This window comes from Enterobacter sp. BIDMC 26, assembly GCF_000534435.1.
Lineage (GTDB): Bacteria > Pseudomonadota > Gammaproteobacteria > Enterobacterales > Enterobacteriaceae > Enterobacter > Enterobacter ludwigii.
This window is the reverse complement of sequence record NZ_KI973182.1, coordinates 2,871,787-2,894,266: the sequence shown is the minus strand read 5'-3', so window position 1 is coordinate 2,894,266 and position 22,480 is coordinate 2,871,787. Positions and strand designations below refer to the sequence as shown.

The following is a 22,480-nucleotide window of genomic DNA, read 5'->3' as shown; positions in this document are numbered from 1 at the left end:
TTCCTTATTTTCTGAATGGGCGGGTGATTAACCCGACAGGGCCGGTGCTATACCAGCGACGGTTGCCGCGACTGCGTGAATCACGACCGACAGCCTGCGTCAGGCGGTCAAGGATAATGGCGAGGATCACAATGCCGACGCCGCCCACGGTGGCCAGTCCCATATCAAGACGACCAATGCCGCGCAGCACCATCTGACCCAGTCCGCCGACGGCGATCATTGAGGCAATCACCACCATGGAGAGGGCCAGCATCAGCGTCTGGTTGACACCCGCCATGATGGTTGGCATCGCCAGTGGAAGCTGAACTTTAAACAGCATCTGGCGCGGGCTGGCACCAAATGAACGCGACGCCTCGATAAGATCGGCCGGTACCTGGTTAATCCCGAGCATCGTCAGACGAATGACCGGCGGCAGGGCGAAGATAATGGTCACCACGACGCCCGGCACGTTGCCGATACCAAACAGCATCACGATCGGCACCAGGTAGACAAACGCGGGGGTGGTCTGCATCGCATCCAGCAGCGGACGAATAATCTTCGCCGCCCGCGGACTGCGCGCCAGCCAGATCCCCATCGGCAGGCCGATAGCGACGCAGAAGAGCAGTGCGGTGAGCACCAGCGCTAAGGTGATCATTGCCTGTGACCAGGCGCCAATCGCGCCGATGGCAATCAGTGAGATCAGCGTGGCGACACCCATGCCAGCGCTGCCAAACTGCCAGGCAATCAGGGAGAAGAGCACAATAGCGACCGGCGCGGGCATGCCGAGCATCAGCTGCTGGAAACCGTTCAGGATGTAATCCACCGGTACGCGGATCCCCTGGAAGACCGGACGGAAGTGAGTCACTACCCAGTCGATCCCCTCCGTGACCCAGCTATCCAGCGGGATCAGCGTCTTATGAAACGGATCCATAATATTGAAGTGCTCTGGCGCAGGGGCCGGTGCACTGTTGAGCCAGTCCGCCGTGCCGCCATCGGTTGGCGCAGGCGTGGAAGACCCCCACGCATCGGCAGATTGAGCATCGCTGTCCGCCGCCTCGGTGGTTCCCCACGGGTTAGATTGATCAGCCATTGTTTGTCCCCTCGCGATCTAAAGCCTGCAGCAACATGCGTTTTGAGATGATGCCGACGTACTGTTGTTCCTCACTGACTACCGGTACGGCACACGGGGCCTGACCAACGTGAGAGAGCAGCTCGCTGAGCGGCGTTTCGGCGTCCACGGCAAGCGGGGAGTCGATAACCGCCGCATCAATGCCCTGATTTTCGCTGAGTGCGGTTTTCAGGGAGTCGATGGAAACAATGCCTACAAATTTATTACCGCGTTCGATCAGATAACCGTATTCCCGATCTTCATCCTGCAACAGTTTCAGTGCAGAGCGCGGACCAAAGCCCGGTGTTTTGCGGATAAGACCGTTCGGTGAACGACGGGCGATATCTTTCGCACTAAAGACCTGACTAATATCCACGCCGCGGAAGAAGGTGCGCACATAATCATTGGCCGGATTATTCAGAATTTCATCCGGCGTGCCGACCTGCACCACTTCACCATTTTGCATAATGGCAATACGGTCACCAATACGCATGGCTTCATCAAGATCGTGGGAAATAAAAACAATGGTACGTTGATGTTTAGCCTGTAATTTTACCAGCTCATCCTGCATCTCGGTGCGAATTAATGGATCGAGTGCCGAGAAGGCTTCATCCATTAATAAAATGTCTGGGTTAATGGCTAATGCGCGGGCTAATCCGACACGCTGGCGCATCCCGCCGGAAAGCTCATCCGGGTAGGCATGCGCATAATTCTCGAGGCCCACCTGACGTAATGCATCCAGCGCTTTTTCCTGACGTTCATTAGCGGTAACGCCCGCTAATTCCATGCCAAAGGCGGCATTATCCAGCACCGTCATATGCGGCATCAGCGCAAATGACTGGAACACCATTGCAATCTTCTTTCTGCGCACCTCGCGAAGTTCAGCCTCTGATATTCTGGCGATATCAACGCCATCAATCAGCACCTGTCCACGGGTGGGTTCAATCAGGCGATTGAGAAGGCGAACCATAGTGGATTTACCCGAACCGGATAACCCCATGATGACAAAAATCTCGCCTTCTTCAATGGCCAGACTGGCGTCTTTAACGCCAAGCGACAGCCCGGTTTTTTCCAGAATTTGCTCTTTTGAAAGGCCTTTCTCAATATATTTGAATGCGCGCTGAGGATGCTCGCCAAATACTTTATAAAGATTTTTCACTTCTAATTTAATTGCCATGCAATAGAGAGTGTCCTGTTATTTGTTTATGTCGATATCATTACCATGGTAAATAGTTAACTGGCATTACCCTAACATACTGAGAATCTGAGACAACCCTGGGTTTGCTTATGACAGGAATTTTGCCGTAAGCGAAACGGCTGAATTTCCCATGAGTAAAGGGCTGAGCGTGGTTTGAATTTTTCTGAATTTTTTGCTTTTGCACAGCGAAATTTCGCCTGAATCGGAGTGATTCAGGCGAATATGAACGGGGAATTACAGTGTAGTTGCCCGTGAAATATTAGGGAGGAAATTGTTAGATTTATATTAAATTAATGAACGTTAACCCGCTCATTAAAAATCCCAGTCCTCATCTTCGGTCTCCACCGCTTTGCCCATCACATACGACGAACCAGACCCGGAGAAGAAATCGTGGTTTTCATCGGCATTGGGTGACAGTGCCGCCAGGATCGCCGGGTTCACGTCGGCCATTTCCGGTGGGAAAAGCGCTTCGTAGCCGAGATTCATCAGCGCTTTATTGGCGTTGTAGCAAAGAAACGCTTTTACCTCCTCCTCCCAACCGGTACCGGCGTACAATTCTTCGGTATAACTCAGTTCGTTCTCGTACAAATCCATCAGCAAATCGAGGGCAAAACCTTTTAACGCTTCGCGCTTATCTTCGCTGACGTTCTCCAGTCCTTTCTGATATTTATAGCCGATGTAGTACCCGTGTACGGCTTCATCACGAATGATGAGGCGAATTAAATCGGCGGTGTTGGTCAGCTTGCCGCGGCTCGACCAGTACATCGGTAACCAGAAGCCCGAATAGAACAGGAAGGATTCGAGAAACACGCTGGCAATTTTTTTCTTCAGCGGTTCGTCGGCCTGATAATACTCCAGCACCAGGCTGGCCTTTCGCTGCAATGACTCGCTTTCTTCGCTCCAGGAGTACGCCGCGTCTACATCTTTGGTCTGGCACAGCGTCGAAAAAATCGAGCTGTAGGAGCGGGCATGGACCGCCTCCATAAAGCTGATGTTCGACATCACCGCCTCTTCGTGAGGCGTCAGCGCGTCGGCCATCAGCGCAGGGGCACCGACGGTATTTTGAATGGTGTCCAGCAGCGTCAGACCGGTGAACACACGGATCGTCAGCTGCTGTTCGGCGTGGCTGAGGGTTTGCCAGGCCGGAATATCGTTTGAAAGCGGGACTTTTTCCGGCAGCCAGAAGTTGCTGGTCAGGCGGTTCCACACCTCCAGGTCTTTATCATCCTGAATTTTATTCCAGTTAACGGCACTCACGCGTGACAGTTTCATCCTTTCTCCTTACAGCGCGCAGGACACGCAGCCTTCAATTTCGGTGCCTTCCAGCGCACGCTGGCGCAGGCGAATGTAGTAGAGGGTTTTGATCCCTCTCTTCCAGGCGTAAATCTGCGCCCGGTTGATGTCGCGCGTGGTGGCGGTGTCCGGGAAGAAGAGCGTCAGCGACAGCCCCTGATCCACGTGTTTTGTCGCCTCGGCGTAGGTATCAATAATTTTCTCAGGGCCAATCTCATACGCGTCCTGATACAGGGCCAGATTGTCGTTGGTCATAAACGGGGCAGGGTAGTAAACGCGCCCGGTCTTACCTTCCTTGCGGATCTCAATCTTCGACACAATCGGGTGGATACTCGACGTGGCGTGGTTAATGTAAGAGATTGATCCGGTTGGCGGTACGGCCTGCAGGTTCTGGTTATAGATGCCGTAACGCATCACATCGTCCCGCAGCTGCTGCCACATCTCGCGGGTGGGCAGGAGAACCCCGGCATCGGCAAACAGCTGGCGCACTTTGTCGGTTTTCGGCTGCCAGTTTCCTTCCAGATATGGCCTGAAGTACTCACCGCTGGCGTAACGCGACTGTTCAAAGCCCGCAAAGCGCTGGTTACGCTCGCGCGCCAGCATCATAGAGGTATGCAGCGCATGCCAGGTAATGGTGTAAAAATAGAGGTTGGTGAAATCCAGTCCTTCCGGGCTACCGTAGACGATACCTTCCCGCGCCAGATAGCCGTGCAGGTTCATCTGCCCAAGGCCGATGGCGTGCGAGGCGGCATTACCGGCTTCAATCGACGGCACGCTGCGGATGTGGCTCATGTCCGATACCGCGGTCAGCCCACGAATGGCGGTCTCCACCGTGCGGCCAAAATCGGGGGAATCCATGGTGTGGGCAATATTCAGCGACCCGAGGTTACAGGAGATATCTTTGCCGATGTCGGCGTAGTCCAGGTTTTCGTCATACGTGGATGCGCTGTTCACCTGCAATATCTCGGAGCAGAGGTTGCTCATATTGATTCGCCCGCCAATCGGGTTCGCACGGTTGACCGTATCTTCATACATGATGTACGGATAGCCGGACTCAAACTGAATTTCGGCCAGCGTCTGGAAGAAATCGCGGGCGTTAATGTACTTCTTACGAATGCGATCGTCGGCCACCAGATCGTGATACAGGGCGCTTATCGCCACATCACCAAACGCTTTCCCGTAAATACGCTCAATGTCGTATGGCGAGAAGAGCGCCATCTCGGCATTTTCTTTGGCGAGCGCAAAGGTGATATCCGGAATCACCACCCCAAGCGACAGGGTCTTAATGCGGATTTTTTCATCGGCGTTTTCACGTTTGGTATCCAGGAAGTGCAAAATATCCGGATGGTGCGCGTGCAGATAGACCGCCCCCGCGCCCTGACGTGCCCCCAGCTGATTGGCATACGAGAAAGCATCTTCCAGCATTTTCATGACCGGAATCACGCCGGAGGACTGGTTTTCGATGCGCTTAATTGGCGCACCGGCTTCACGCAGGTTCGACAGCAGAAACGCCACACCGCCGCCGCGTTTAGAGAGCTGCAGCGCCGAATTCACCGCGCGACCAATCGACTCCATATTGTCTTCGATGCGCAGCAGGAAGCAGGAGACCAGCTCGCCGCGTTGGGCTTTTCCGCAATTGAGAAAGGTCGGTGTGGCGGGCTGGAAACGGCCGGAGAGCATCTCATCCATCAGGCGTTCTGCCAGCGTTTCATCGCCCTGCGCGAGCGTCAGGGCAACCATCACCACGCGGTCCTCGAAGCTTTCAAGATAGCGTTTGCCGTCGAACGTTTTCAGGGTATAGCTGGTGTAAAACTTCCATGCGCCAAGAAACGTCTGGAAACGAAAACCGCGGCTATGGGCCTGCCCGAACAGCGTCTCCACAAAGGCACGATCGTACCGGGCCAGCACGCGCTCTTCGTAATAGCCTTCCTTGACCAGATAATCGAGACGTTCATTCTGGCTTGTAAAGGTCATGCTGTTGGGGCGGACGTGGGTGGCAATAAACGCCTCCACCGCCTCATGATCTTTGCCAAACTGAATGTGCCCCTCACGGTCATAGAGGTTCAGCATCGCGTTTAATGCGTGGTAATCCGGTATCGCCTGAATTACACGTTCTGCGGTTGTCGTTGCCAAAATTCGTTCACTCCTTTACGCACGTTCTCTACGTCCTGCTGTGTCCCCATCAGTTCAAAACGATAGAGATACGGCACGCCGCATTTTTGAGAAATGACATCCCCGGCACGGCCAAAGGCATCGCCGAAATTGCGATTGCCCGCCGCGATAACGCCGCGAATAAGCTGTCGGTTGTGGGGATCGTTGAGAAAGCGGATCACCTGGCGAGGCACGGCCCCCGCGGTGCCACCTCCACCATAGCTCGGGACCACCAGAATGTAGGGGTCGTCTATCCGGATCCGTTCCCGCTCATTAAGCGGGATACGTATCGCAGGCAGCCCGACGCGCTCAATAAAGCGGAGCGTGTTTTCCGAGCTGCTGGAGAAGTAGACCAGCCCACTCATGCCCTGGCGGCCTGGGCGGCGAGGCGGTTAATCATGTCGGGGCGAAAGCCGGACCAGCTGGTCTCCCCGGCGACGACGACCGGCAGCTGGCGAAAACCTTGTGCCCGCAGGGTATCGGCAGCTTCGGGCTGCAGGTCTATGTTCACCATCTCAAAGGCCACTCCACGGCTTTCCATTGCACGTTTTGTCGCGTGGCACTGAACACAATCGTTACGAGTGTAAATAATAATGCTCATGATTCGTATTTCCATTTAAAATGAGAGAGCGGCGCGAATCATCGCGTCAGGTTGTGTGTATCTTGCTAAAGGGAATACTAGATGTAGTTGTCGTAAGATTCAACCATACAAGATATGGGAATTTCAGATTAATATGGCCCCGATGATGAGCACAGCGGGGCAGGGCGGGCTGTACGGCTTTTTCAGGCGCGCAGGCAAAGAAAAGCCCCGGGGCTGACGCGACCGGGGCGGATACGGACAGGCTGAGACGACTATTTGCGCAGGCTAAGCAGCGCCCCCACGAAGATACCCACCGCGGCTACCGTACCAAGCGTACAGAGGGGTTTTTCGCGAACGAAGGTATTGGCGCAGCTGATGGCATCGCAGGCAGCCTGCGTGGTGCGCGAACGCCCATTCATGCGGGCGCGGGTTTCACGTAGCAAAGACTGAGCCTTACGTTTTGCGGCATCCGCTTCGTCCTTCGCACCGGAACCCCAGGATTTCAGCACTTCTTCCAGCGAGTCCGCTAATTGGCTGACATCGTTACGAATATCCTGCGTGTCGTCGTTAATATCGTTTCGGTTCGGTCTGTTAAACATACGATCCTCCGTAATTTTGCGTTCCCGTTTAGTTTAGTCCAGAAATTTAATATCTGAAGCGCGTCACGCGTTATCTGGCAGTTTATGGAATATTCTGAAAGCCCTGCTAATGCTGAATACTGTAAGGTTGCCGGGCAGGAAAAGATAACGAGGAAAAGATATGTATTTACGACCTGATGAGGTGGCGCGCGTTCTTGAAAAAGAGGGATTCACCATGGATGAGGTGACATCAAAAGCGTATGGATATCGCCGTGGCGAGAATTATGTTTACGTTAATCGTGAAGCAAGAATGGGACGTACTGCTCTCATTATTCACCCGACGCTGAAAGACAGAAGTTTGTCATTTGCTGAGCCTGCCTCGGATATTAAAACCTGCGATCATTATCAGCAATTCCCACTGTATTTAGGTGGTGAAACGCATGAACATTATGGTATTCCGCATGGCTTCAGTTCGCGTATGGCGCTGGAGCGGTTTTTGAAGGGACTGTTTGGCGACGTACAGTAAATCTGCGACTGGCATTCGCCAGTCGCCTCACATCATGCTTTGGCCTGGCTGTACTGGCTGACCTTAAACAGGCGGCGACAGTAGTCGAGAAAATAGCCATACACCGCACCCATCAACATTGAAATCACGATATTTGAACTGACCGCAGCGACGATTTGATGCCAGTCTGCGCCCACTGTCAGCAGAATAGCCACGTAAACCGGCGACTGGAACGTCACGTATGTCAGAACGTCGGCGAGGTTTTTCACCCACCCTGACGGGCTAATACGACGCGCAAAGCGCATGACCGCATCGCGGTATAATCCGTAAGGCCACGCAATAATAATGTTGACCGGAATTGCCACCAGACGAGAAGAAAGTGACTGCTCAAAGGACATTCCGGAGAGGAAAATTTCGATCAGCATGTTCACGACGGAACAGTAAACAACCATCGCGAAGGTATCCGCTACCGCATGGCGCAGGCGAGATTGCGGTGAGAACATGTCTGAACTCCTTGAGAAGAACACAATAGAAACGATTTTCCCTCAGCGGTTAGTGCTTTAGGTTGCTTTGTCAGTCATGTATAGCGTATATCTCTGCCTTTGAACTAACAACTAGTTATTAATTTTTATTTAGTCGCGTTTTGTCCACAAAGTTCTCTAAAATTGCGTGTTTTTTGTTCGGTTCGTTATAATCTGTCCCTGCCGTCAGTTTTTGTATGTAAATCAATCTGTTGATCTTGAGCGTGCCGAAGCGAACGTTCTGCCCGAACGACGACAGTGCGGCATGCTTTGATTTGGATTAAATCTAACCGTTTATACTGAGATAAAGATTGAATCCGGCGGTATCGACAGTTATCCGCCGATATTATTAAACGCGATATTTTAAAACATTTACATTTTTAGCAAGACGTGCCCGCGGGTAGATATTCCAGGCGAAATGAATTATTCTCTTGTCGATTTTTCGATTTACCCTAAAGAAAAGGTTTTCAAATATATGTCTTTGACGTTACAGAATCTTAATAATATCCGAACTCTGCGTGCGATGGCGCGTGAATTATCCCTGGACGTTCTTGAAGAAATGCTGGAAAAAGTCAGGGTCGTTGCTGAAGAGAAACGGAGTGAGCTGGCGGAATTAGAGCAACAACGCGCTGAGCAGCAGGGAAAAATTAATGCCCTGCTGGAACTGATGAAAGCTGATGGTATTTCACCGTCCGATCTCCTCGGTTCAGATATGGCGCAGGCCGGTAAGCCAGCGAAAAAACGTAAACCGCGTGAAGCGAAATATCGCTTTATTGATCTCAACGGTGAAGAGAAAACATGGACCGGTCAGGGGCGTACGCCAAAGCCTATTGCCAATGCACTGGCAAACGGTAAATCACTGGATGATTTTCTGATTTAATCCATGAGCCGGGCGGAAGACACCGCCCGGTTGCCTGTTTAGCAGACGCCGAAATCACCCTCTTCGGTATACAGGGCCAGGTCTGCGGCCTTCAGGGTAAATTTCTCGCCTTGCTCATTGCTGGCCTGAACCGCCACAACGCTATCGCCGTTCACTTCGAGTACTTTCAGTTTTGGGCCGCCTTTACGCGGTTGCACATAATCACCGACAGAAAACATACTACCTCCTCATCGTTTCAATGATCTTCACCTTAGCCCACGTCTGATGCCGGGTACAGCGTATTTCACCGATTACTGCTTACGAGGTACGCCGGTTCCAGGGCATCACTTTCAGCAGTCTCGCCATTCCGCAAAACCCGGTCAGCCCGGCAAACAGCAGCCCGGCCCCCACAAAGCCGCTCAGCAGGAAAAAGCCGCTGGAGAGCGTAAAGCCCAGCACGACCCCGCACAGGGTGAGCAGCCCGGCGGCAATTTGCACCTGACGCATCAACGGCAGCGGCTGTGACGTGTCTTCCTGCGTGATCAACCCGGCCTGCTTCCACCCCTGAATTCCGCCTTCAACGATAAATGCCTGAGCAGGCGTGGCAGCCAGAGCAGGCGTGGCAGCCTGAGCAAGGCGGGCTGCGTTCGAGGATGTCCGGGCGCCAGACTGGCAGTGAAAAATCACCGTTTCGCCCGCGTGCGTCTCAAGCCCGCCGGGTAAGGTGTCCAGCGGCACGGACCGGGCGGCGGGAATATGCTCGCGAGCATATTCGTCGGGATCGCGAATATCGATCAGTTTTGCACCTTCAGAAACGAGCGCATTGGCCTGCTGGGGTGAAATGAGCGGTAGTGACATGGTGGCTCCTTACGGGCAATAGAGGCTTTTCAGGGTGCTGATAAGCTGATGCACCGCATCGTTTTTAATGAAATACAGAATGCGCTGCGCTTCACGGGTGCTGTCGATAAGCCCCTCTTCACGCATACGCGCCAGATGTTGTGACGTGGCGGATGGGCTAAGCCCCGTCGCCCGCGCCAGATCGCCCGCGCTGGTACCCGGTGTACCGCACAGCATGCAGAGGATCAGCAACCGACGCGGATTGCTCATCGCTTTTAACAGGGCTGCGGCCTGTCCGGCGCTGGCCTGAAGTTGTTCGAGTTCAGTCATATTAGTTTAGTCTTTACTTAATTAAGTAAACTCTAAACTAATGGGGAGGATTAAGCCAGTGTCAAAAGCGTAAAAGAGGGTAAAAGGGCGATAAAGAGATGGCGCAGGCCGTTAAACTGGCTACGCTTAGAGGATGTTCTCTTTTGTATTTTCAATTGGTTAGCTTGCACGGAGTCGTTATGGGTTTTTGGCGTATTGTCTTTACTATTATCCTGCCCCCGCTGGGCGTGCTGCTCGGCAAAGGGTTTGGCTGGGCGTTTATCATTAACATCGTTCTGACCTTACTGGGCTACATCCCTGGTCTTATTCACGCGTTTTGGGTGCAAAGCAAAAACTAAGCGCGCCACAGTAGATCGCTGTATATCCCGGTCAGCACGCCCTGTGGACCAAACTGCTGTTTGATCCAGCGCGTGACCTGGCCGGTCGCCGCATGCTGCGTGGCAAGCAGCATGCGTGAATCCTGACGCGGATTATTAATTCGCCGCGTGACCAGCAGCCCGTCCTCCACCGCCTCGCGGGCCATATATTCCGGTAAAAAACCAATCCCGTCCCCAAGGATCTGACACTGGCATTTGGTGTTGAAGTCGGGCACCAGAATCGCCTCCTGGCCGTGCAGCAGCCAGCCGACCTTCTTGTTTATAGTGTGCGCCGTGTCTTCCACCATGATGTTGGGGTACAGACGCAGCTGGCTTTCGGCTATCGGCTCCGGCACGAAGGCCAGCGGGTGTTCCGGCGCGATGGCGAATACCCAACGGATGGCACCGATCTCGGTGTAATCAATGCCGCCGCCGTCGAGCAGCGTATCCGGTGCGCCAATCGCGATATTGGCCTGGTTGTTGATGATGGAGTCCCAGACGCCGTTGTAGACCTCGGTCGTGACGGTGATCTGGCAGGTAGGAAACTGTTTTTTCAGCACCTGCAACAGCCGCGCCGTATGGCGTGGGGTGTACAAAAGCTGATTGATGCAGATGCGGACCCGCGCCTCAATGCCCTGCGAAATGGTGTCTATCCCGCGCTTAATGGCATGAAAATCATTCAGCAGGTCGGTCGCTTTACGGTAAAAGTAAAACCCCGACTCGGTCAGCTCAATGCTGCGCGTATTGCGTACAAACAGCACCACATCCAGCCCGGTCTCCATTCGCTTGATGGTGTAACTGATGGCAGAGGTGGTTACGCCAAGCTCGGTGGCGGCTTTGCTGAAGCTGCCAAAGCGTGCCGCCGTGGTGAAGGCCAGCAGGTTCTCTTCAGTAAATATGGAATTCATATTACGGCTCCTGTTAGCCATCAGTTTTGAACATATTTTAACAGCGCTGTTACAACGCATATGACGGCGGTCACAGTTCTGATTATTCGCGCCGAGCCGCGTCATGTCAGGCTTCATCAGGCATAAGCAGAATGCTGTCTGAGGCGAATAAAAGCGCTAAAACATAAGTAAAACATTGCACGGCTGCACATTTTGGCTGAATTGTTGAATTTAACTCAATAATGAATTGACTGTCGATGAATGATTTTTAAGCGGATTCTTTTCTCACCAAGCTGTTGCTATTCTCAGGTCATGAGCAATACATCATGGGGAGTCTGAATATGTCTGCGAACGAACTCGTTACTGAATTTTTGCTGGCGGCAGAGCAGGGCAATATTGACGGGCTAAAAGCCTGCCTTGAAAAAGGTGTCGATATTAATGCCACTCAACGCCAGAAAAGAACGGCCGTTATTATTGCCAGTCTGAAAAAGCATTATGACTGCGTGGCATTTTTAATTGCCGCCGGAGCAGATATTGATCAACAGGATCAGACCTGTTTTAACCCCTTCCTGATTAGCTGCCTGACAAATGATTTAACCCTGCTGCGGATAGTCTTACCCGCCAACCCGGATCTTGATCGCCTGACCCGCTTCGGTGGCGTCGGCATTACGCCTGCCAGCGAGAAAGGGCACGTTGAGATTGTGCGCGAGCTGCTGGAGAAAACCGATATTAACGTCAACCACACCAACTTCGTGGGCTGGACGCCGCTGCTGGAAGCGATTGTCCTCAACGATGGCGGCGCGAAACAGCAGGAAATTGTAAAGTTGTTACTGGATAACGGCGCAAATCCGCACATGACCGATAAATACGGCAAAACCCCGCTCGAACTGGCGCGGGAAAAAGGCTACCACCAGATAGCAGACCTGCTGCTGGCCGCAGGCGCGTAATTCCTTCGGCCAGCCTTTTCCGGCTGGTCGCTCATCAGACCGTATTTTACCGACGTGCCTATTGCACGACGGCGGCCCCCTTTTATCCTCATTCAGGAGAAAATAATGCCCACCAAAATCGTCATAAAAAAGAATACTTATTTTGACTCGGTGTCATTGATGTCGGTTTCCACCAAGGCCAATAAATTGCCGGGCGTTGAGCAGGCTTTTGTGGCTATGGCGACAGAAATGAACAAAGGCGTATTAAAAAATCTCGGGCTATTAACGCCGGAATTAGCGGATGCCAAAAACGGCGACTTAATGATCGTGATTAAAGGCGAGGCGGCGAATGACGAAACGCTGGCAGCCATCGAAGCGCTTTTCACCCGCAAGGAGAGCGGCGGGAGCCATGAAGCGCGTTATGCCACCCTTGCCAGTGCGAAAACCCATCGTCCTGAGAGCAATCTGGCGGTGATTTCGGTAAACGGCACGTTTGCCGCCCGCGAAGCACGTCAGGCGCTGGAAAACGATCTCAACGTCATGCTCTTCTCCGACAACGTCAGCCTTGATGACGAGCTGGCGCTGAAGCAGCTGGCACACCAGAAAGGGCTGCTGATGATGGGGCCGGACTGCGGCACGGCCATTATCAACGGTACCGGGCTGTGCTTCGCCAATGCGGTGCGCCGCGGACCGATCGGTATTATCGGGGCGTCCGGGACCGGCAGCCAGGAGCTGAGCGTGCGGATCCATGAATTCGGCGGCGGCGTGTCGCAGCTGATTGGCACCGGCGGGCGCGATCTGAGCGAAAAGATAGGTGGCCTGATGATGCTGGATGCCATCGCGATGCTGGACGCTGACGACGCCACCCAGGTGATTACCCTCATCTCTAAACCGCCTGCGCCGTCGGTGGCAGAAAAAGTGCTGGCCCGCGCCCGCACCTGCCGCAAACCGGTGGTGGTCTGTTTCCTCGGTCGTCATCAGCCGCCGGCTGATGAAGGCAACCTGCAGTTCGCCCGTAGCACCAAAGAGGCGGCGCTGAAGGCCGTGCTGTTAACGGGGGTGAAAAAAGAGTCTCTCGACCTGCATCCGCTGAACTGGCCACTGATCGAAGAGGTGCGTGCCCGGCTGACACCCCAGCAGAAATACATCCGCGGCCTGTTCTGCGGCGGCACCCTGTGCGATGAGGCCATGTTCGCCGCGCTGGAAAAGTTCGACGACGTCTACAGCAACATTCAACCCGATCCGGCAAAACGGCTGGACGATATCAACGTCAGTAAAGCCCACACCTTCCTTGATTTTGGCGATGACGATTTCACCCACGGCAAACCGCACCCGATGATCGACCCGACCAACCGCATCAGCCGCCTGTTGCAGGAGGCGCGTGACCCCGAGGTGGGCGTGATCGTGATGGACTTTGTACTGGGCTTTGGCGCGCACGAGGATCCGGTCGGCGTGATGCTTGATGCCATAAAAGAGGCGCAGGCGACGGCGAAAGCCGATAACCGTCCGCTGGAAATTCTCGGCTATGTGCTCGGAACCGACCAGGACTCACCGTCTTTGGCACAGCAGTGTCAGCTTCTGACCGAGGCAGGGGTGATCTGGGCGAGCAGCAGCACCAACACCGGATTACTGGCACGTGAATTTGTCTTTAAAGGGGAGACTGCCTGATGGCGACCTTATTTAACCAGCCGTTGAACGTGATTAACGTCGGTATCGCGCTGTTCAGTGCGGATCTCAAAAAGCAGCATATCCCCGTGACCCAGCTCGACTGGACGCCGCCGGGGCAGGGGAACTTGCAGGTAGTAGAGGCGCTGGATCAGCTGGCCCTTGCGCCACTGGCTGACAAAATCGCCGCCGCCAATAAGATTGCCCTTGAGCGCATTATCCAGTCCCATCCGGTGCTGGTGGGCTACGACCAGGCGATCAACGTTGTGCCGGGCATGACCCGCACCACCATTCTGCACGCCGGTCCGCCCGTCAGCTGGGAAAACATGTGTGGTGCAATGAAAGGGGCCGTGACCGGGGCGCTGGTGTTTGAAGGGCTGGCACGCGATATCGACGACGCGGAGCGCGTGGCGGCGTCAGGGGCGATCACCTTCTCGCCCTGCCACGAGCACGACTGCGTAGGCTCAATGGCGGGCGTCACTTCGGCATCGATGTTTATGCACATCGTTGAGAACAAAACCTACGGCAACCGTGCGTTCACTAACCTTAGCGAGCAGATGGCGAAGATCCTGCGCATGGGCGCCAACGACCAGAGCGTTATTGACCGCCTGAACTGGATGCGTGACGTGCTCGGCCCGATGCTGCGCGATGCCATGAAAATCATTGGTGAAATCGACCTGCGCCTGATGCTGGCCCAGGCGCTGCACATGGGCGACGAGTGTCATAACCGCAACAACGCCGGCACCACGCTGCTAATCCAGGCGTTGACGCCCGGGCTGATTCAGGCCGGGTATCCGGTGGCACAGCAGCGTGAGGTGTTTGAGTTCGTCGCCAGCAGCGATTACTTCTCCGGCCCGACGTGGATGGCGATGTGTAAAGCCGCCATGGATGCCGCACACGGTATTGAGTACAGCACCGTGGTCACCACCATGGCGCGTAACGGCTACGAGTTCGGCCTGCGCATCTCCGGGCTGCCGGGGCAGTGGTTCACCGGCCCGGCGCAGCAGGTGATAGGGCCCATGTTCGCGGGCTACAGGCCGGAAGACTCCGGGCTGGATATTGGCGACAGCGCCATTACCGAAACCTACGGTATCGGTGGTTTTGCGATGGCCACAGCCCCGGCGATCGTGGCACTGGTGGGTGGCACGGTGGATGAAGCCATCGATTTCTCCCGTCAGATGCGCGAGATCACCCTCGGTGAAAACCCGAACGTCACCATTCCGCTGCTCTCGTTTATGGGCATTCCAACCGCCATCGACATCACAAAAGTCGCGGGCAGCGGCATTCTGCCGGTCATTAACACCGCCATTGCCCACAAAGACGCAGGTATTGGCATGATTGGGGCGGGCATCGTTCACCCACCGTTTAGCTGTTTTGAAAAGGCGCTGTTGACCTTCCGCGATCGCTACTTTTTATAAGGCATGCATCCATGAAAAACATGAAACTGGAGTGGAAAAGAGGTGACTGGGCGGCGTATTTCGGGTTGATGACCAACAACCTAACCAATTTGCTGACCATGATGGGGCTGCTCATTTTTGTCGTCGGCATCCCGAAGGAGATTGTTTATGGACGCATTGCGCCAGCCTTCGGGCTGGCGGTGCTGGTCGCGAGTGTCTGCTACGCGTGGTTTGGCCTGCAGATGGCGCGCCAGACCGGGCGTACGGATGTCACCGCGCTGCCGTCTGGCCCAAGCGCGCCGTCAATTTTCACCGTGACCTTTCTGGTGCTGATGCCGGTCTACCAGCAAACCGGTGATGCGGATTTCGCTATCCAGATTGGTCTGGTGTGGTGCTTCGTGGAGGCGATGATTCTGGCGGGCGGTTCGTTCCTGGGGGAAACCATCCGCAAGATGATCCCGCGTACCGTCCTGCTGTCTTGCCTGTCCGGGCTGGGCCTGCTGCTGCTGGCGATGAACCCGATGCTGCAGGCGTTTGAGGCACCTACCGTGTCGTTCATCGTGCTGCTGCTGATCTTTATTAACTGGTTTGGTAAAAAGCCGATCTTCGCCAAAATCCCGACCGGCCTGCTCTTGCTGATTGCCGGTACCGCGCTGGCGTGGATCTCCGGTCTGCAAAGCCCGGAGGCCATCAAAGCCTCAATGTCGTCGTTTGGCTTTAACCCGCCGGAAGTGCATGTCGACAGCTTTATGCAGGGACTGCCACACGCATTACCGTACCTGGCCTCTGCCGTCCCGCTGGGTCTGGCGAACTACATTTTTGACCTGGAAAACATCGAAAGCGCCCACGCGGCGGGGGATGAGTACCCGACCCGCAAGGTGATGCTGGCAAACGGGCTGGCCTCCATGCTCGGGTGTCTGATGGGTAACCCGTTCCCGGTGACGGTTTACGTCGGCCACGCGGGCTGGAAAGCGATGGGGGCCAGCATTGGCTACACGCTGGCCTCCGGTGTGACCATGTTTATCGTGCCGCTGTTCGGGCTGGGGGCGTTTATGCTCGCCATCATACCGATGACCGCCATCGTGCCGATTCTGGTGTTTATCGGGGTGGTGACCGCCAACCAGGTAGTAAGGGAAACGCCCAAAGTGGAGGTTCCCGTGATCTTCATCTGCCTGTTCCCGTGGATCGCCAACTGGGCGCTGACCATGATGAACAGCGTGATGGGCGCGGCGGGGACCAGTGCGGCGAAAATTGGCACCGACGTGCTGCACAGCAAAGGTATCTACTACCAGGGACTGGTGCATCTGGGTAACGGCGCACCGCTCGCCAGCATGCTGTGGGGCTGCATCGCTATCTTCGCCATCATCAACAAACCGCTGCGCGGAGCCGTGGCCGCCGCCGTTGGGGCGTTGCTGGCGCTGTTCGGCGTGATCCACGCGCCAGCGGTTGGCTTTGCCGAAGGCAGTTCGCTGATGTTTGTCACGGCCTACCTGATGATGGGGGGCATGTTTGTGGTGAAACATTTTCTTGATAGCCGCGACGCGGTGAGCGCGGCAGCGCCGGTTTCGGAGTCCTGATAATGGCTGATGTCCTCACCCCGCACCATTTCAAAGGAAACACTATGAAAGAGCTCATGGTCGTCGCCATTGGCGGCAACAGCATTATCAAAGATAACGCCAGTCAGTCCATTGAACACCAGTCACAGGCCGTGAAATTGGTTGCAGAGTCAGTGCTGGAGATGCTGGCGTCTGACTATGACATCGTACTCACTCACGGCAACGGCCCCCAGGTGGGGCTGGATCTGCGCCGCGCTGAAATTGCTCACGAGCGGGAAGGGCTACCCCTCACGCCGCTGGCAAACTGCGTGGCGGATACCCAGGGCGGTATCGGCTATCTGATCCAGCAGGCGCTCAATAACCGCATGGCCGCCCACGGCGAGCAAAAAGCGGTCACGGTCGTCACGCAGGTGGAAGTGGATAAACACGATCCGGGTTTCGCCCATCCCACCAAACCTATCGGCGCTTTTTTCAGTGAGACGCAGCGTGATGCGCTCCAGCACGCCCATCCTGACTGGCATTTTGTTGAAGACGCCGGGCGCGGTTATCGCCGGGTGGTGGCCTCGCCGCAGCCGCTGCGTATCGTTGAAGCGGAGGCTATCAAGACCCTGACGCAAAAAGGCTTTGTGGTGATCGGGGCGGGCGGTGGTGGTATTCCGGTGGTGCGCACAGTGCAGGGAGATTACCAGAGCGTCGATGCGGTGATTGATAAAGATCTCTCGACCGCGCTGCTGGCCCGCGAGATCCATGCCGACGTGCTGGTGATCACCACCGGGGTGGAGAAAGTGTGCATCAACTTTGGTAAGCCGGACCAGCAGGCGCTGGATACGGTGAATGTGGCGCAGATGAAACGCTACGTGGCGGAGGGGCACTTCCCGGCGGGCAGCATGCTGCCGAAGATCGTCGCCTCGCTGGCGTTTCTGAACGACGGCGGCAAGCGCGTGGTCATCACCTCGCCGGACTGCCTGCCTGCGGCGCTGCGCGGTGAGACCGGTACCCACATTGTGAATGCGTAAGTAAAAGGAAGAGAAGATGAGTGAGAATAAAAGCCGACGCGAGTTTATTAGCCAGAGCGGCAAAATGGTTACCGCCTGCGCCCTGTTTGGCACCACCGGCTCCGTCGCGTATGCTGCAGAGACCGCGAAACCACGTTGTGAGACAGGCAAACCGATGAACATTACCGCCAGACACTACTACCTGGATAACGTGCTGCTGGAGGCCGGGTTCAACGTTGACGGCGGCGTGGCGACAAGCACCCGCACCGAACTGAAAACACTCGAAATTAATGACGGCAAAATTGTCGCCCTGCGTGATAACAAAAGCCATGGCGATGCCACACTGCCACACTATGATGCAGGCAGTAAGCTGATGCTGCCGGCGATGCGCGACATGCATATCCACCTGGATAAAACCTTTTACGGCGGTCCCTGGCATTCCCTTAACCGCCCGGCGGGCACGACCATTCAGGACATGATCCGTCTTGAACAAAAATTGCTGCCAGAGTTACAGCCCTACACGCAGGAGCGTGCGGAAAAGCTTATCGATCTGATCCAGTCGAAAGGCTCCACCCTCGCCCGCAGCCACTGCAATATTGAGCCGACATCCGGCCTGAAGAATCTGGAAAATCTCCAGGCCGTCTTAGCGCGCCGCAAGCCGGGGTTTGACTGTGAAATTGTCGCCTTCCCGCAGCACGGCTTGCTGTTGTCGCACTCCGAAACGCTGATGCGCGAGGCCATGCAGGCTGGCGCACACTACGTGGGCGGTCTGGATCCGACTAACGTGGACGGTGCGATGGAAAAATCCCTCGACACGATGTTCCAGATTGCGCTGGATTATGACAAAGGGGTGGACATCCACCTGCATGAAACCAGCCCGGCAGGCGTCGCGGCGGTGAACTACATGGTAGAGACCGTGGAGAAAACGCCCGCGCTGAAGGGGAAACTGACCATCAGCCACGCCTTCGCGTTGGCCACGCTCAACGAGCAGCAGGTCGATGAAATCGCCACCCGCATGGCGGCGCAGCAGGTGACCATTGCCTCTACGGTGCCGATTGGCACCCTGCATATGCCGCTGAAGCAACTCCGTGACAAGGGGGTGTTCGTCATGACCGGCACCGACAGCGTCATTGACCACTGGTCGCCGTATGGGCTGGGCGATATGCTGGAAAAAGCCAATCTTTACGCCCAGCTCTATATTCGCCCGAATGAACAGACGCTCTCCCGTGCGCTGGGTATCGCCACCGGTGATGTGCTGCCGTTGAACGACAAAGGCGAGCGCGTGTGGCCAAAAGCGCAGGACGATGCCAGCTTTGTGCTGGTGGACGCTTCCTGTTCCGCCGAGGCCGTGGCGCGGATTTCACCGCGCACCGCGACCTTCCATAAGGGCAATCTTGTGTGGGGCACCGTCTCCTGACGCCACGTCGGGGTATTGCTACAGGTGATACCCCGACAGACGCAGCTCGCGATCAATCCACTCAACAAACTGCTGGATCTTCCAGGTGCGCTCGTTCATGTGCGGCATCACCAGATGATGCGCATTAATGGCGATCCCCGTTTCATCTGGTAGCACCTGCACCAGGGAGCCATCGTTCAGGTGATCGGTGGCCATCATCTTGCTTTCCAGAATAAATCCCAGCCCCATGCGCGCGGCTTCAAAGCTCATGTAAGAACGATCAAAACTCAGGCTGAAGTTGAGCCAGGGGCGGTCGATATTGTGCCAGGCAAACCATTTTTCCCAGTTGACGAGAGTGCTGGTCGACGAGATAAGCGCCTGTGAAAGCAGGTCCTGCGGCGTGTTGACGGGATGTGCACGCAGATATGCCGGTGACGCCAGCACCACCAGCGCATCGTTTTTAATGGTCATGACCCTGTAAGCGTCCCAGTCCGGGATGCCGTGGCGAATATCAATATCGATGTTATCGCGTGCAAACTGCAGGTTCTCATAGGAGCAGGAAAGATTGACCGTAATATCCGGGTATTCACTGCGAAATTTGCCGAGCCGGCGCAACAACCACGTCAGGCCAAACGTTGGTGAAGAGTGAACGCGCAATACCGGATTATCAGCCTCTTTCATCACCTGTTCGGTTGCACGGCCGATGGCGCTCATCGCTGCGGAGACGTCGCGCAGATATTTTTCCCCCGTCGGTGTCAGGGTCACGCCTTTGCCGCTGCGGATAAATAACTTCTTCCCCATCCAGGATTCCAGCGAGGCGATCTGATGACTGACGGCTGACGCGGTGACGTTAAGCTGTTCGGCTGCCAGATGGATACTGAGAGAGTTGGCCACGGCGATAAAGGACTGAATATTTCGCAGCGAGGGTATGGGGAGGGTCTGGCGATCCTGCGCGGGCATGGCCCACTCCTTTTAAACGAGACAATTTTAAAAAACATAACATTGCGGCATCGCGTCAGCAATTTTTACCCGGCTGAATGGATTAAACATGATCCTGTTCACAGTGTTTTATCGATGAATATTGATGAGAGTTACATTTTATTTTTATGACCTGCATCGCGTATCAAATTTATCTCAGCAATAAATGAGTTTTATTGAGTGGTGTTTCGTTCGATAGCCGATATATTGACGTTGAACGCATAAATAAAACGACTCACGTTGTTCGAATAATGAGGTAAAACATGTCTCGTATAGAACAAGTTGCCCCCTACATAGCGACAAAGAAAACCAATTACCGTTTCGTTGTGCTGGCATTAATTTTTATTGTGTATGCCATTAACTATGCCGACCGAACAAATATTGGTGCTGTACTTCCTTTTATCATCGACGAGTTTCATATCAATAATTTCGAAGCCGGTGCGATCGCCAGTATGTTCTTTTTGGGATACGCCCTGAGCCAAATACCGGCGGGCTTTTTTATCGCCAAAAAGGGCATTCGCGGGATGGTGGCGCTGTCGATATTTGGCTTCTCGGCGTTTACCTGGTTGATGGGGACTGCGACCTCAGTGCTGGGCCTGAAGTTTATCCGCCTGGGGCTGGGGTTAACCGAGGGGCCATGCCCGGTGGGGTTGGCATCAACGATCAATAACTGGTTTCCACCAAAAGAGAAGGCCACAGCGACCGGCGTCTATATTGCTGCCACCATGTTTGCCCCCATCCTGGTGCCGCCGCTGGCAGTGTGGATTGCCATGACCTGGGGCTGGCGCTGGGTCTTTTTCTCTTTTGCTATTCCGGGGCTGGTCATTGCTGTCCTGTGGTATTTACTGGTACGTACCCGGCCTTCCGAGAGCCCTTTCGTGTCAAAGGCCGAACTGGAGACCATTACCGCAGGTCAGGCGACACCGGATGCCAGACGGGAAAATATCGTGATTTCCCCCGGCTTCTCCCGCCTTGACCGTCTGATTCGCGTACGGGATCTGTCGCCCATCAGCACGGTAAAAGGTCTGTTCACATCGAAAAATATTCTCGGTGACTGTGTGGCCTACTTCATGATGGTCAGCGTGCTGTATGGCCTGTTGACCTGGATACCGCTTTATCTGGTGAAAGAAAAAGGCTTTACGTTCATGAGCATGGGCCTCGTCGCGAGTATGCCGTGTATCGGCGGTTTTATCGGCGCGATTTTTGGCGGCTATGTCTCCGATAAATGGCTCGGGCGCAGGCGTAAACCGACCATGATGTTTACAGCCATCAGCACCGTACTGATGATGGTCATCATGCTGAATATCCCGCAAAGCACCGTTGCGGTTTGTGTCGGCCTCTTTTTTGTTGGTCTCTGTCTGAATATAGGCTGGCCCGCCTTCACCGCTTATGGAATGGCCGTCGCGGACAGCAAAACGTATCCCATCGCCGCATCAATTATTAATAGCGGCGGTAATCTCGGCGGATTTGTTTCGCCGATGCTGGCAGGTTATCTGCTGGATAAAACTGGAAGCTTTAATTCTGTCTTTATTTATTTCGGTATTTGCGCAGCAATTGGATTAGTCATGATTATCTTGCTGGAAGAACCGAAGTAATAAATAAAACCTCTCTTACAATACTGGAGTAAATATATGCTTCTGAAAGATAAAGTCGCCGTGATTACCGGCGCGGCTTCTGTGCGCGGTTTGGGTTTCGCCACGGCAAAATTATATGCCGAGCAGGGCGCGAAAGTGGTCATTATTGATTTAGATACCGAGGCCAGCCAGCGTGCGGCTGCATGTCTGGGTGAAGGGCATCTGGGGCTTGCGGCAAACGTCAGCAACGAGTTGCAGGTGAACGCAGCCATTGAGCAGGTTCTGGGTCAATATGGGCGCATCGACATTCTGGTGAATAACGCCGGGATAACCCAGCCGCTCAAACTGATGGATATTAAGCGCGACAATTACGATGCCGTACTGGATGTCAGCCTGCGCGGTACGCTGCTGATGTCCCAGGCGGTGATTCCCACTCTGCGCGCGCAGAAGTCCGGCAGCATTGTCTGTATCTCTTCAGTTTCGGCACAGCGCGGCGGCGGTATTTTTGGCGGCCCGCACTACAGCGCTGCAAAAGCTGGCGTGCTGGGGCTGGCCAAAGCCATGGCCCGTGAGCTTGGGCCGGATAACGTGCGCGTGAACTGCATCACCCCGGGGCTTATCCAGACGGACATCACCGCTGGCAAGCTGAGCGATGAGATGAAAACCACCATTCTGGCGGGTATTCCGCTCAACCGTCTTGGTGATGCACAGGATGTTGCCCGTGCCGCGCTGTTCCTGGGCAGCGATCTCTCTTCTTATTCCACCGGTATCACGCTCGACGTGAACGGCGGCATGCTGATCCATTAAGGGG

At 54.8% G+C, this 22,480-nt stretch carries 24 protein-coding genes; 11 read left to right on the top strand and 13 right to left on the bottom strand.

Annotation, left to right across the window (positions count from 1 at the left end; translation table 11 throughout):
- Window positions 1-4 precede the first annotated feature (4 nt).
- From proW to L462_RS09830, 7 genes are all read right to left on the bottom strand, one after another.
- Window positions 5-1,069 (bottom strand): glycine betaine/L-proline ABC transporter permease ProW, encoded by a 1,065-nt coding sequence (gene proW, locus L462_RS09800; protein WP_032678831.1) that lies wholly within the window; start codon window positions 1,067-1,069, stop codon window positions 5-7.
- Window positions 1,062-2,264 (bottom strand): glycine betaine/L-proline ABC transporter ATP-binding protein ProV, encoded by a 1,203-nt coding sequence (proV, locus tag L462_RS09805; RefSeq protein WP_020883862.1) that lies wholly within the window; start codon window positions 2,262-2,264, stop codon window positions 1,062-1,064. Before proV ends, proW begins: the two co-directional genes overlap by 8 nt.
- 333 nt (window positions 2,265-2,597) lie before the next feature.
- Window positions 2,598-3,557: a class 1b ribonucleoside-diphosphate reductase subunit beta gene (nrdF, locus tag L462_RS09810; protein WP_032678830.1), complete on the bottom strand. Its 960-nt coding sequence runs from the start codon at window positions 3,555-3,557 to the stop codon at window positions 2,598-2,600.
- Window positions 3,558-3,566: 9 nt separating this feature from the next.
- Window positions 3,567-5,711 (bottom strand): class 1b ribonucleoside-diphosphate reductase subunit alpha, encoded by a 2,145-nt coding sequence (nrdE, locus tag L462_RS09815; protein WP_032678829.1) that lies wholly within the window; start codon window positions 5,709-5,711, stop codon window positions 3,567-3,569.
- Window positions 5,684-6,094 carry a class Ib ribonucleoside-diphosphate reductase assembly flavoprotein NrdI gene (nrdI, locus tag L462_RS09820; protein WP_032678828.1) on the bottom strand — a complete coding sequence of 137 codons (411 nt, stop codon included), beginning with the start codon at window positions 6,092-6,094 and terminating at the stop codon, window positions 5,684-5,686. The genes nrdE and nrdI overlap by 28 nt, the downstream gene beginning before the upstream one ends.
- Window positions 6,091-6,330, bottom strand: a complete 240-nt coding sequence (gene nrdH, locus L462_RS09825; RefSeq protein WP_020883865.1) for a glutaredoxin-like protein NrdH — start codon at window positions 6,328-6,330, stop codon at window positions 6,091-6,093. The genes nrdI and nrdH overlap by 4 nt, the downstream gene beginning before the upstream one ends.
- Before the next feature lie 251 nt (window positions 6,331-6,581).
- Window positions 6,582-6,908, bottom strand: coding sequence for an ElaB/YgaM/YqjD family protein (locus L462_RS09830; protein WP_014171314.1), 327 nt, complete (start codon window positions 6,906-6,908; stop codon window positions 6,582-6,584).
- A gap of 160 nt (window positions 6,909-7,068) precedes the next feature.
- On the opposite strand from L462_RS09830, the gene L462_RS09835 reads away from it, so the two are divergent.
- Window positions 7,069-7,413: a DUF2002 family protein gene (locus L462_RS09835; RefSeq protein WP_006811693.1), complete on the top strand. Its 345-nt coding sequence runs from the start codon at window positions 7,069-7,071 to the stop codon at window positions 7,411-7,413.
- Between the two features lie 32 nt (window positions 7,414-7,445).
- Here the strand turns inward: L462_RS09835 and alaE are convergent, their stop codons facing one another.
- Window positions 7,446-7,895, bottom strand: coding sequence for an L-alanine exporter AlaE (gene alaE / locus L462_RS09840; protein ID WP_032678827.1), 450 nt, complete (start codon window positions 7,893-7,895; stop codon window positions 7,446-7,448).
- A gap of 493 nt (window positions 7,896-8,388) precedes the next feature.
- Here alaE and stpA point away from each other — a divergent pair, with 493 nt between their 5' ends.
- Window positions 8,389-8,793: a DNA-binding protein StpA gene (gene stpA, locus L462_RS09845; protein ID WP_032679729.1), complete on the top strand. Its 405-nt coding sequence runs from the start codon at window positions 8,389-8,391 to the stop codon at window positions 8,791-8,793.
- 38 nt (window positions 8,794-8,831) lie between these two features.
- On the opposite strand, the gene L462_RS09850 is transcribed toward stpA, so the two are convergent.
- From L462_RS09850 to L462_RS09860, 3 genes are all read right to left on the bottom strand, one after another.
- Window positions 8,832-9,011, bottom strand: a complete 180-nt coding sequence (locus tag L462_RS09850) for a YodC family protein (RefSeq protein ID WP_014171310.1) — start codon at window positions 9,009-9,011, stop codon at window positions 8,832-8,834.
- A gap of 79 nt (window positions 9,012-9,090) precedes the next feature.
- Window positions 9,091-9,630: a rhodanese family protein gene (locus tag L462_RS09855; RefSeq protein WP_032678826.1), complete on the bottom strand. Its 540-nt coding sequence runs from the start codon at window positions 9,628-9,630 to the stop codon at window positions 9,091-9,093.
- Window positions 9,631-9,639: 9 nt separating this feature from the next.
- Complete coding sequence (locus L462_RS09860) at window positions 9,640-9,939, bottom strand: ArsR/SmtB family transcription factor (RefSeq protein ID WP_020883869.1); 300 nt, start codon at window positions 9,937-9,939, stop codon at window positions 9,640-9,642.
- Window positions 9,940-10,118: 179 nt separating this feature from the next.
- On the opposite strand from L462_RS09860, the gene L462_RS09865 reads away from it, so the two are divergent.
- A complete protein-coding gene (locus tag L462_RS09865; protein ID WP_032678825.1) occupies window positions 10,119-10,277 on the top strand; it encodes a YqaE/Pmp3 family membrane protein in 159 nt (52 codons plus the stop codon).
- On the opposite strand, the gene L462_RS09870 is transcribed toward L462_RS09865, so the two are convergent.
- Window positions 10,274-11,203: a LysR substrate-binding domain-containing protein gene (locus tag L462_RS09870; RefSeq protein WP_020883871.1), complete on the bottom strand. Its 930-nt coding sequence runs from the start codon at window positions 11,201-11,203 to the stop codon at window positions 10,274-10,276. The genes L462_RS09865 and L462_RS09870 overlap by 4 nt on opposite strands.
- Before the next feature lie 320 nt (window positions 11,204-11,523).
- Here L462_RS09870 and L462_RS09875 point away from each other — a divergent pair, with 320 nt between their 5' ends.
- The 6 genes from L462_RS09875 (at window position 11,524) to L462_RS09900 (ending at window position 19,138) form a co-directional block, all read left to right on the top strand.
- Complete coding sequence (locus tag L462_RS09875; protein ID WP_020883872.1) at window positions 11,524-12,129, top strand: ankyrin repeat domain-containing protein; 606 nt, start codon at window positions 11,524-11,526, stop codon at window positions 12,127-12,129.
- A gap of 105 nt (window positions 12,130-12,234) precedes the next feature.
- A complete protein-coding gene (gene fdrA / locus L462_RS09880; protein ID WP_032678824.1) occupies window positions 12,235-13,776 on the top strand; it encodes an acyl-CoA synthetase FdrA in 1,542 nt (513 codons plus the stop codon).
- The gene (locus L462_RS09885; RefSeq protein WP_032678823.1) at window positions 13,776-15,191 is read left to right on the top strand and encodes a YlbE family protein; all 1,416 of its coding nucleotides are present in this window, start codon (window positions 13,776-13,778) and stop codon (window positions 15,189-15,191) included. The genes fdrA and L462_RS09885 overlap by 1 nt, the downstream gene beginning before the upstream one ends.
- Before the next feature lie 11 nt (window positions 15,192-15,202).
- Window positions 15,203-16,747, top strand: coding sequence for a hypothetical protein (locus L462_RS09890; protein ID WP_032678822.1), 1,545 nt, complete (start codon window positions 15,203-15,205; stop codon window positions 16,745-16,747).
- A gap of 44 nt (window positions 16,748-16,791) precedes the next feature.
- The gene (locus L462_RS09895; protein ID WP_032678821.1) at window positions 16,792-17,742 is read left to right on the top strand and encodes a carbamate kinase family protein; all 951 of its coding nucleotides are present in this window, start codon (window positions 16,792-16,794) and stop codon (window positions 17,740-17,742) included.
- A 16-nt stretch (window positions 17,743-17,758) separates the two neighbouring features.
- Window positions 17,759-19,138, top strand: coding sequence for an amidohydrolase family protein (locus L462_RS09900; protein ID WP_032678820.1), 1,380 nt, complete (start codon window positions 17,759-17,761; stop codon window positions 19,136-19,138).
- Window positions 19,139-19,156: 18 nt separating this feature from the next.
- Here L462_RS09900 and L462_RS09905 read toward each other — a convergent pair whose 3' ends face one another.
- The gene (locus tag L462_RS09905) at window positions 19,157-20,077 is read right to left on the bottom strand and encodes a LysR substrate-binding domain-containing protein (protein ID WP_020883878.1); all 921 of its coding nucleotides are present in this window, start codon (window positions 20,075-20,077) and stop codon (window positions 19,157-19,159) included.
- Window positions 20,078-20,358: 281 nt separating this feature from the next.
- On the opposite strand from L462_RS09905, the gene L462_RS09910 reads away from it, so the two are divergent.
- On the top strand, window positions 20,359-21,690 hold the full coding sequence (locus L462_RS09910; protein WP_032678819.1) for an MFS transporter: 1,332 nt from the start codon (window positions 20,359-20,361) through the stop codon (window positions 21,688-21,690).
- Between the two features lie 36 nt (window positions 21,691-21,726).
- Complete coding sequence (locus L462_RS09915; protein ID WP_032678818.1) at window positions 21,727-22,476, top strand: SDR family NAD(P)-dependent oxidoreductase; 750 nt, start codon at window positions 21,727-21,729, stop codon at window positions 22,474-22,476.
- Window positions 22,477-22,480: the final 4 nt, after the last annotated feature.

Coding starts and splice junctions, on each gene's coding strand:
- L462_RS09855 (WP_032678826.1), bottom strand. CDS start 9,630: ATGTCACTACCGCTCATTTCACCCCAGCAGGCCAATGCGCTCGTTTCT.
- L462_RS09915 (WP_032678818.1), top strand. CDS start 21,727: ATGCTTCTGAAAGATAAAGTCGCCGTGATTACCGGCGCGGCTTCTGTG.
- fdrA (WP_032678824.1), top strand. CDS start 12,235: ATGCCCACCAAAATCGTCATAAAAAAGAATACTTATTTTGACTCGGTG.
- L462_RS09890 (WP_032678822.1), top strand. CDS start 15,203: ATGAAAAACATGAAACTGGAGTGGAAAAGAGGTGACTGGGCGGCGTAT.
- L462_RS09910 (WP_032678819.1), top strand. CDS start 20,359: ATGTCTCGTATAGAACAAGTTGCCCCCTACATAGCGACAAAGAAAACC.
- L462_RS09900 (WP_032678820.1), top strand. CDS start 17,759: ATGAGTGAGAATAAAAGCCGACGCGAGTTTATTAGCCAGAGCGGCAAA.
- L462_RS09835 (WP_006811693.1), top strand. CDS start 7,069: ATGTATTTACGACCTGATGAGGTGGCGCGCGTTCTTGAAAAAGAGGGA.
- L462_RS09850 (WP_014171310.1), bottom strand. CDS start 9,011: ATGTTTTCTGTCGGTGATTATGTGCAACCGCGTAAAGGCGGCCCAAAA.
- proV (WP_020883862.1), bottom strand. CDS start 2,264: ATGGCAATTAAATTAGAAGTGAAAAATCTTTATAAAGTATTTGGCGAG.
- proW (WP_032678831.1), bottom strand. CDS start 1,069: ATGGCTGATCAATCTAACCCGTGGGGAACCACCGAGGCGGCGGACAGC.
- L462_RS09865 (WP_032678825.1), top strand. CDS start 10,119: ATGGGTTTTTGGCGTATTGTCTTTACTATTATCCTGCCCCCGCTGGGC.
- nrdF (WP_032678830.1), bottom strand. CDS start 3,557: ATGAAACTGTCACGCGTGAGTGCCGTTAACTGGAATAAAATTCAGGAT.
- L462_RS09870 (WP_020883871.1), bottom strand. CDS start 11,203: ATGAATTCCATATTTACTGAAGAGAACCTGCTGGCCTTCACCACGGCG.
- nrdI (WP_032678828.1), bottom strand. CDS start 6,094: ATGAGTGGGCTGGTCTACTTCTCCAGCAGCTCGGAAAACACGCTCCGC.
- stpA (WP_032679729.1), top strand. CDS start 8,389: ATGTCTTTGACGTTACAGAATCTTAATAATATCCGAACTCTGCGTGCG.
- nrdH (WP_020883865.1), bottom strand. CDS start 6,330: ATGAGCATTATTATTTACACTCGTAACGATTGTGTTCAGTGCCACGCG.
- L462_RS09830 (WP_014171314.1), bottom strand. CDS start 6,908: ATGTTTAACAGACCGAACCGAAACGATATTAACGACGACACGCAGGAT.
- L462_RS09905 (WP_020883878.1), bottom strand. CDS start 20,077: ATGCCCGCGCAGGATCGCCAGACCCTCCCCATACCCTCGCTGCGAAAT.
- L462_RS09860 (WP_020883869.1), bottom strand. CDS start 9,939: ATGACTGAACTCGAACAACTTCAGGCCAGCGCCGGACAGGCCGCAGCC.
- L462_RS09875 (WP_020883872.1), top strand. CDS start 11,524: ATGTCTGCGAACGAACTCGTTACTGAATTTTTGCTGGCGGCAGAGCAG.
- L462_RS09895 (WP_032678821.1), top strand. CDS start 16,792: ATGAAAGAGCTCATGGTCGTCGCCATTGGCGGCAACAGCATTATCAAA.
- L462_RS09885 (WP_032678823.1), top strand. CDS start 13,776: ATGGCGACCTTATTTAACCAGCCGTTGAACGTGATTAACGTCGGTATC.
- alaE (WP_032678827.1), bottom strand. CDS start 7,895: ATGTTCTCACCGCAATCTCGCCTGCGCCATGCGGTAGCGGATACCTTC.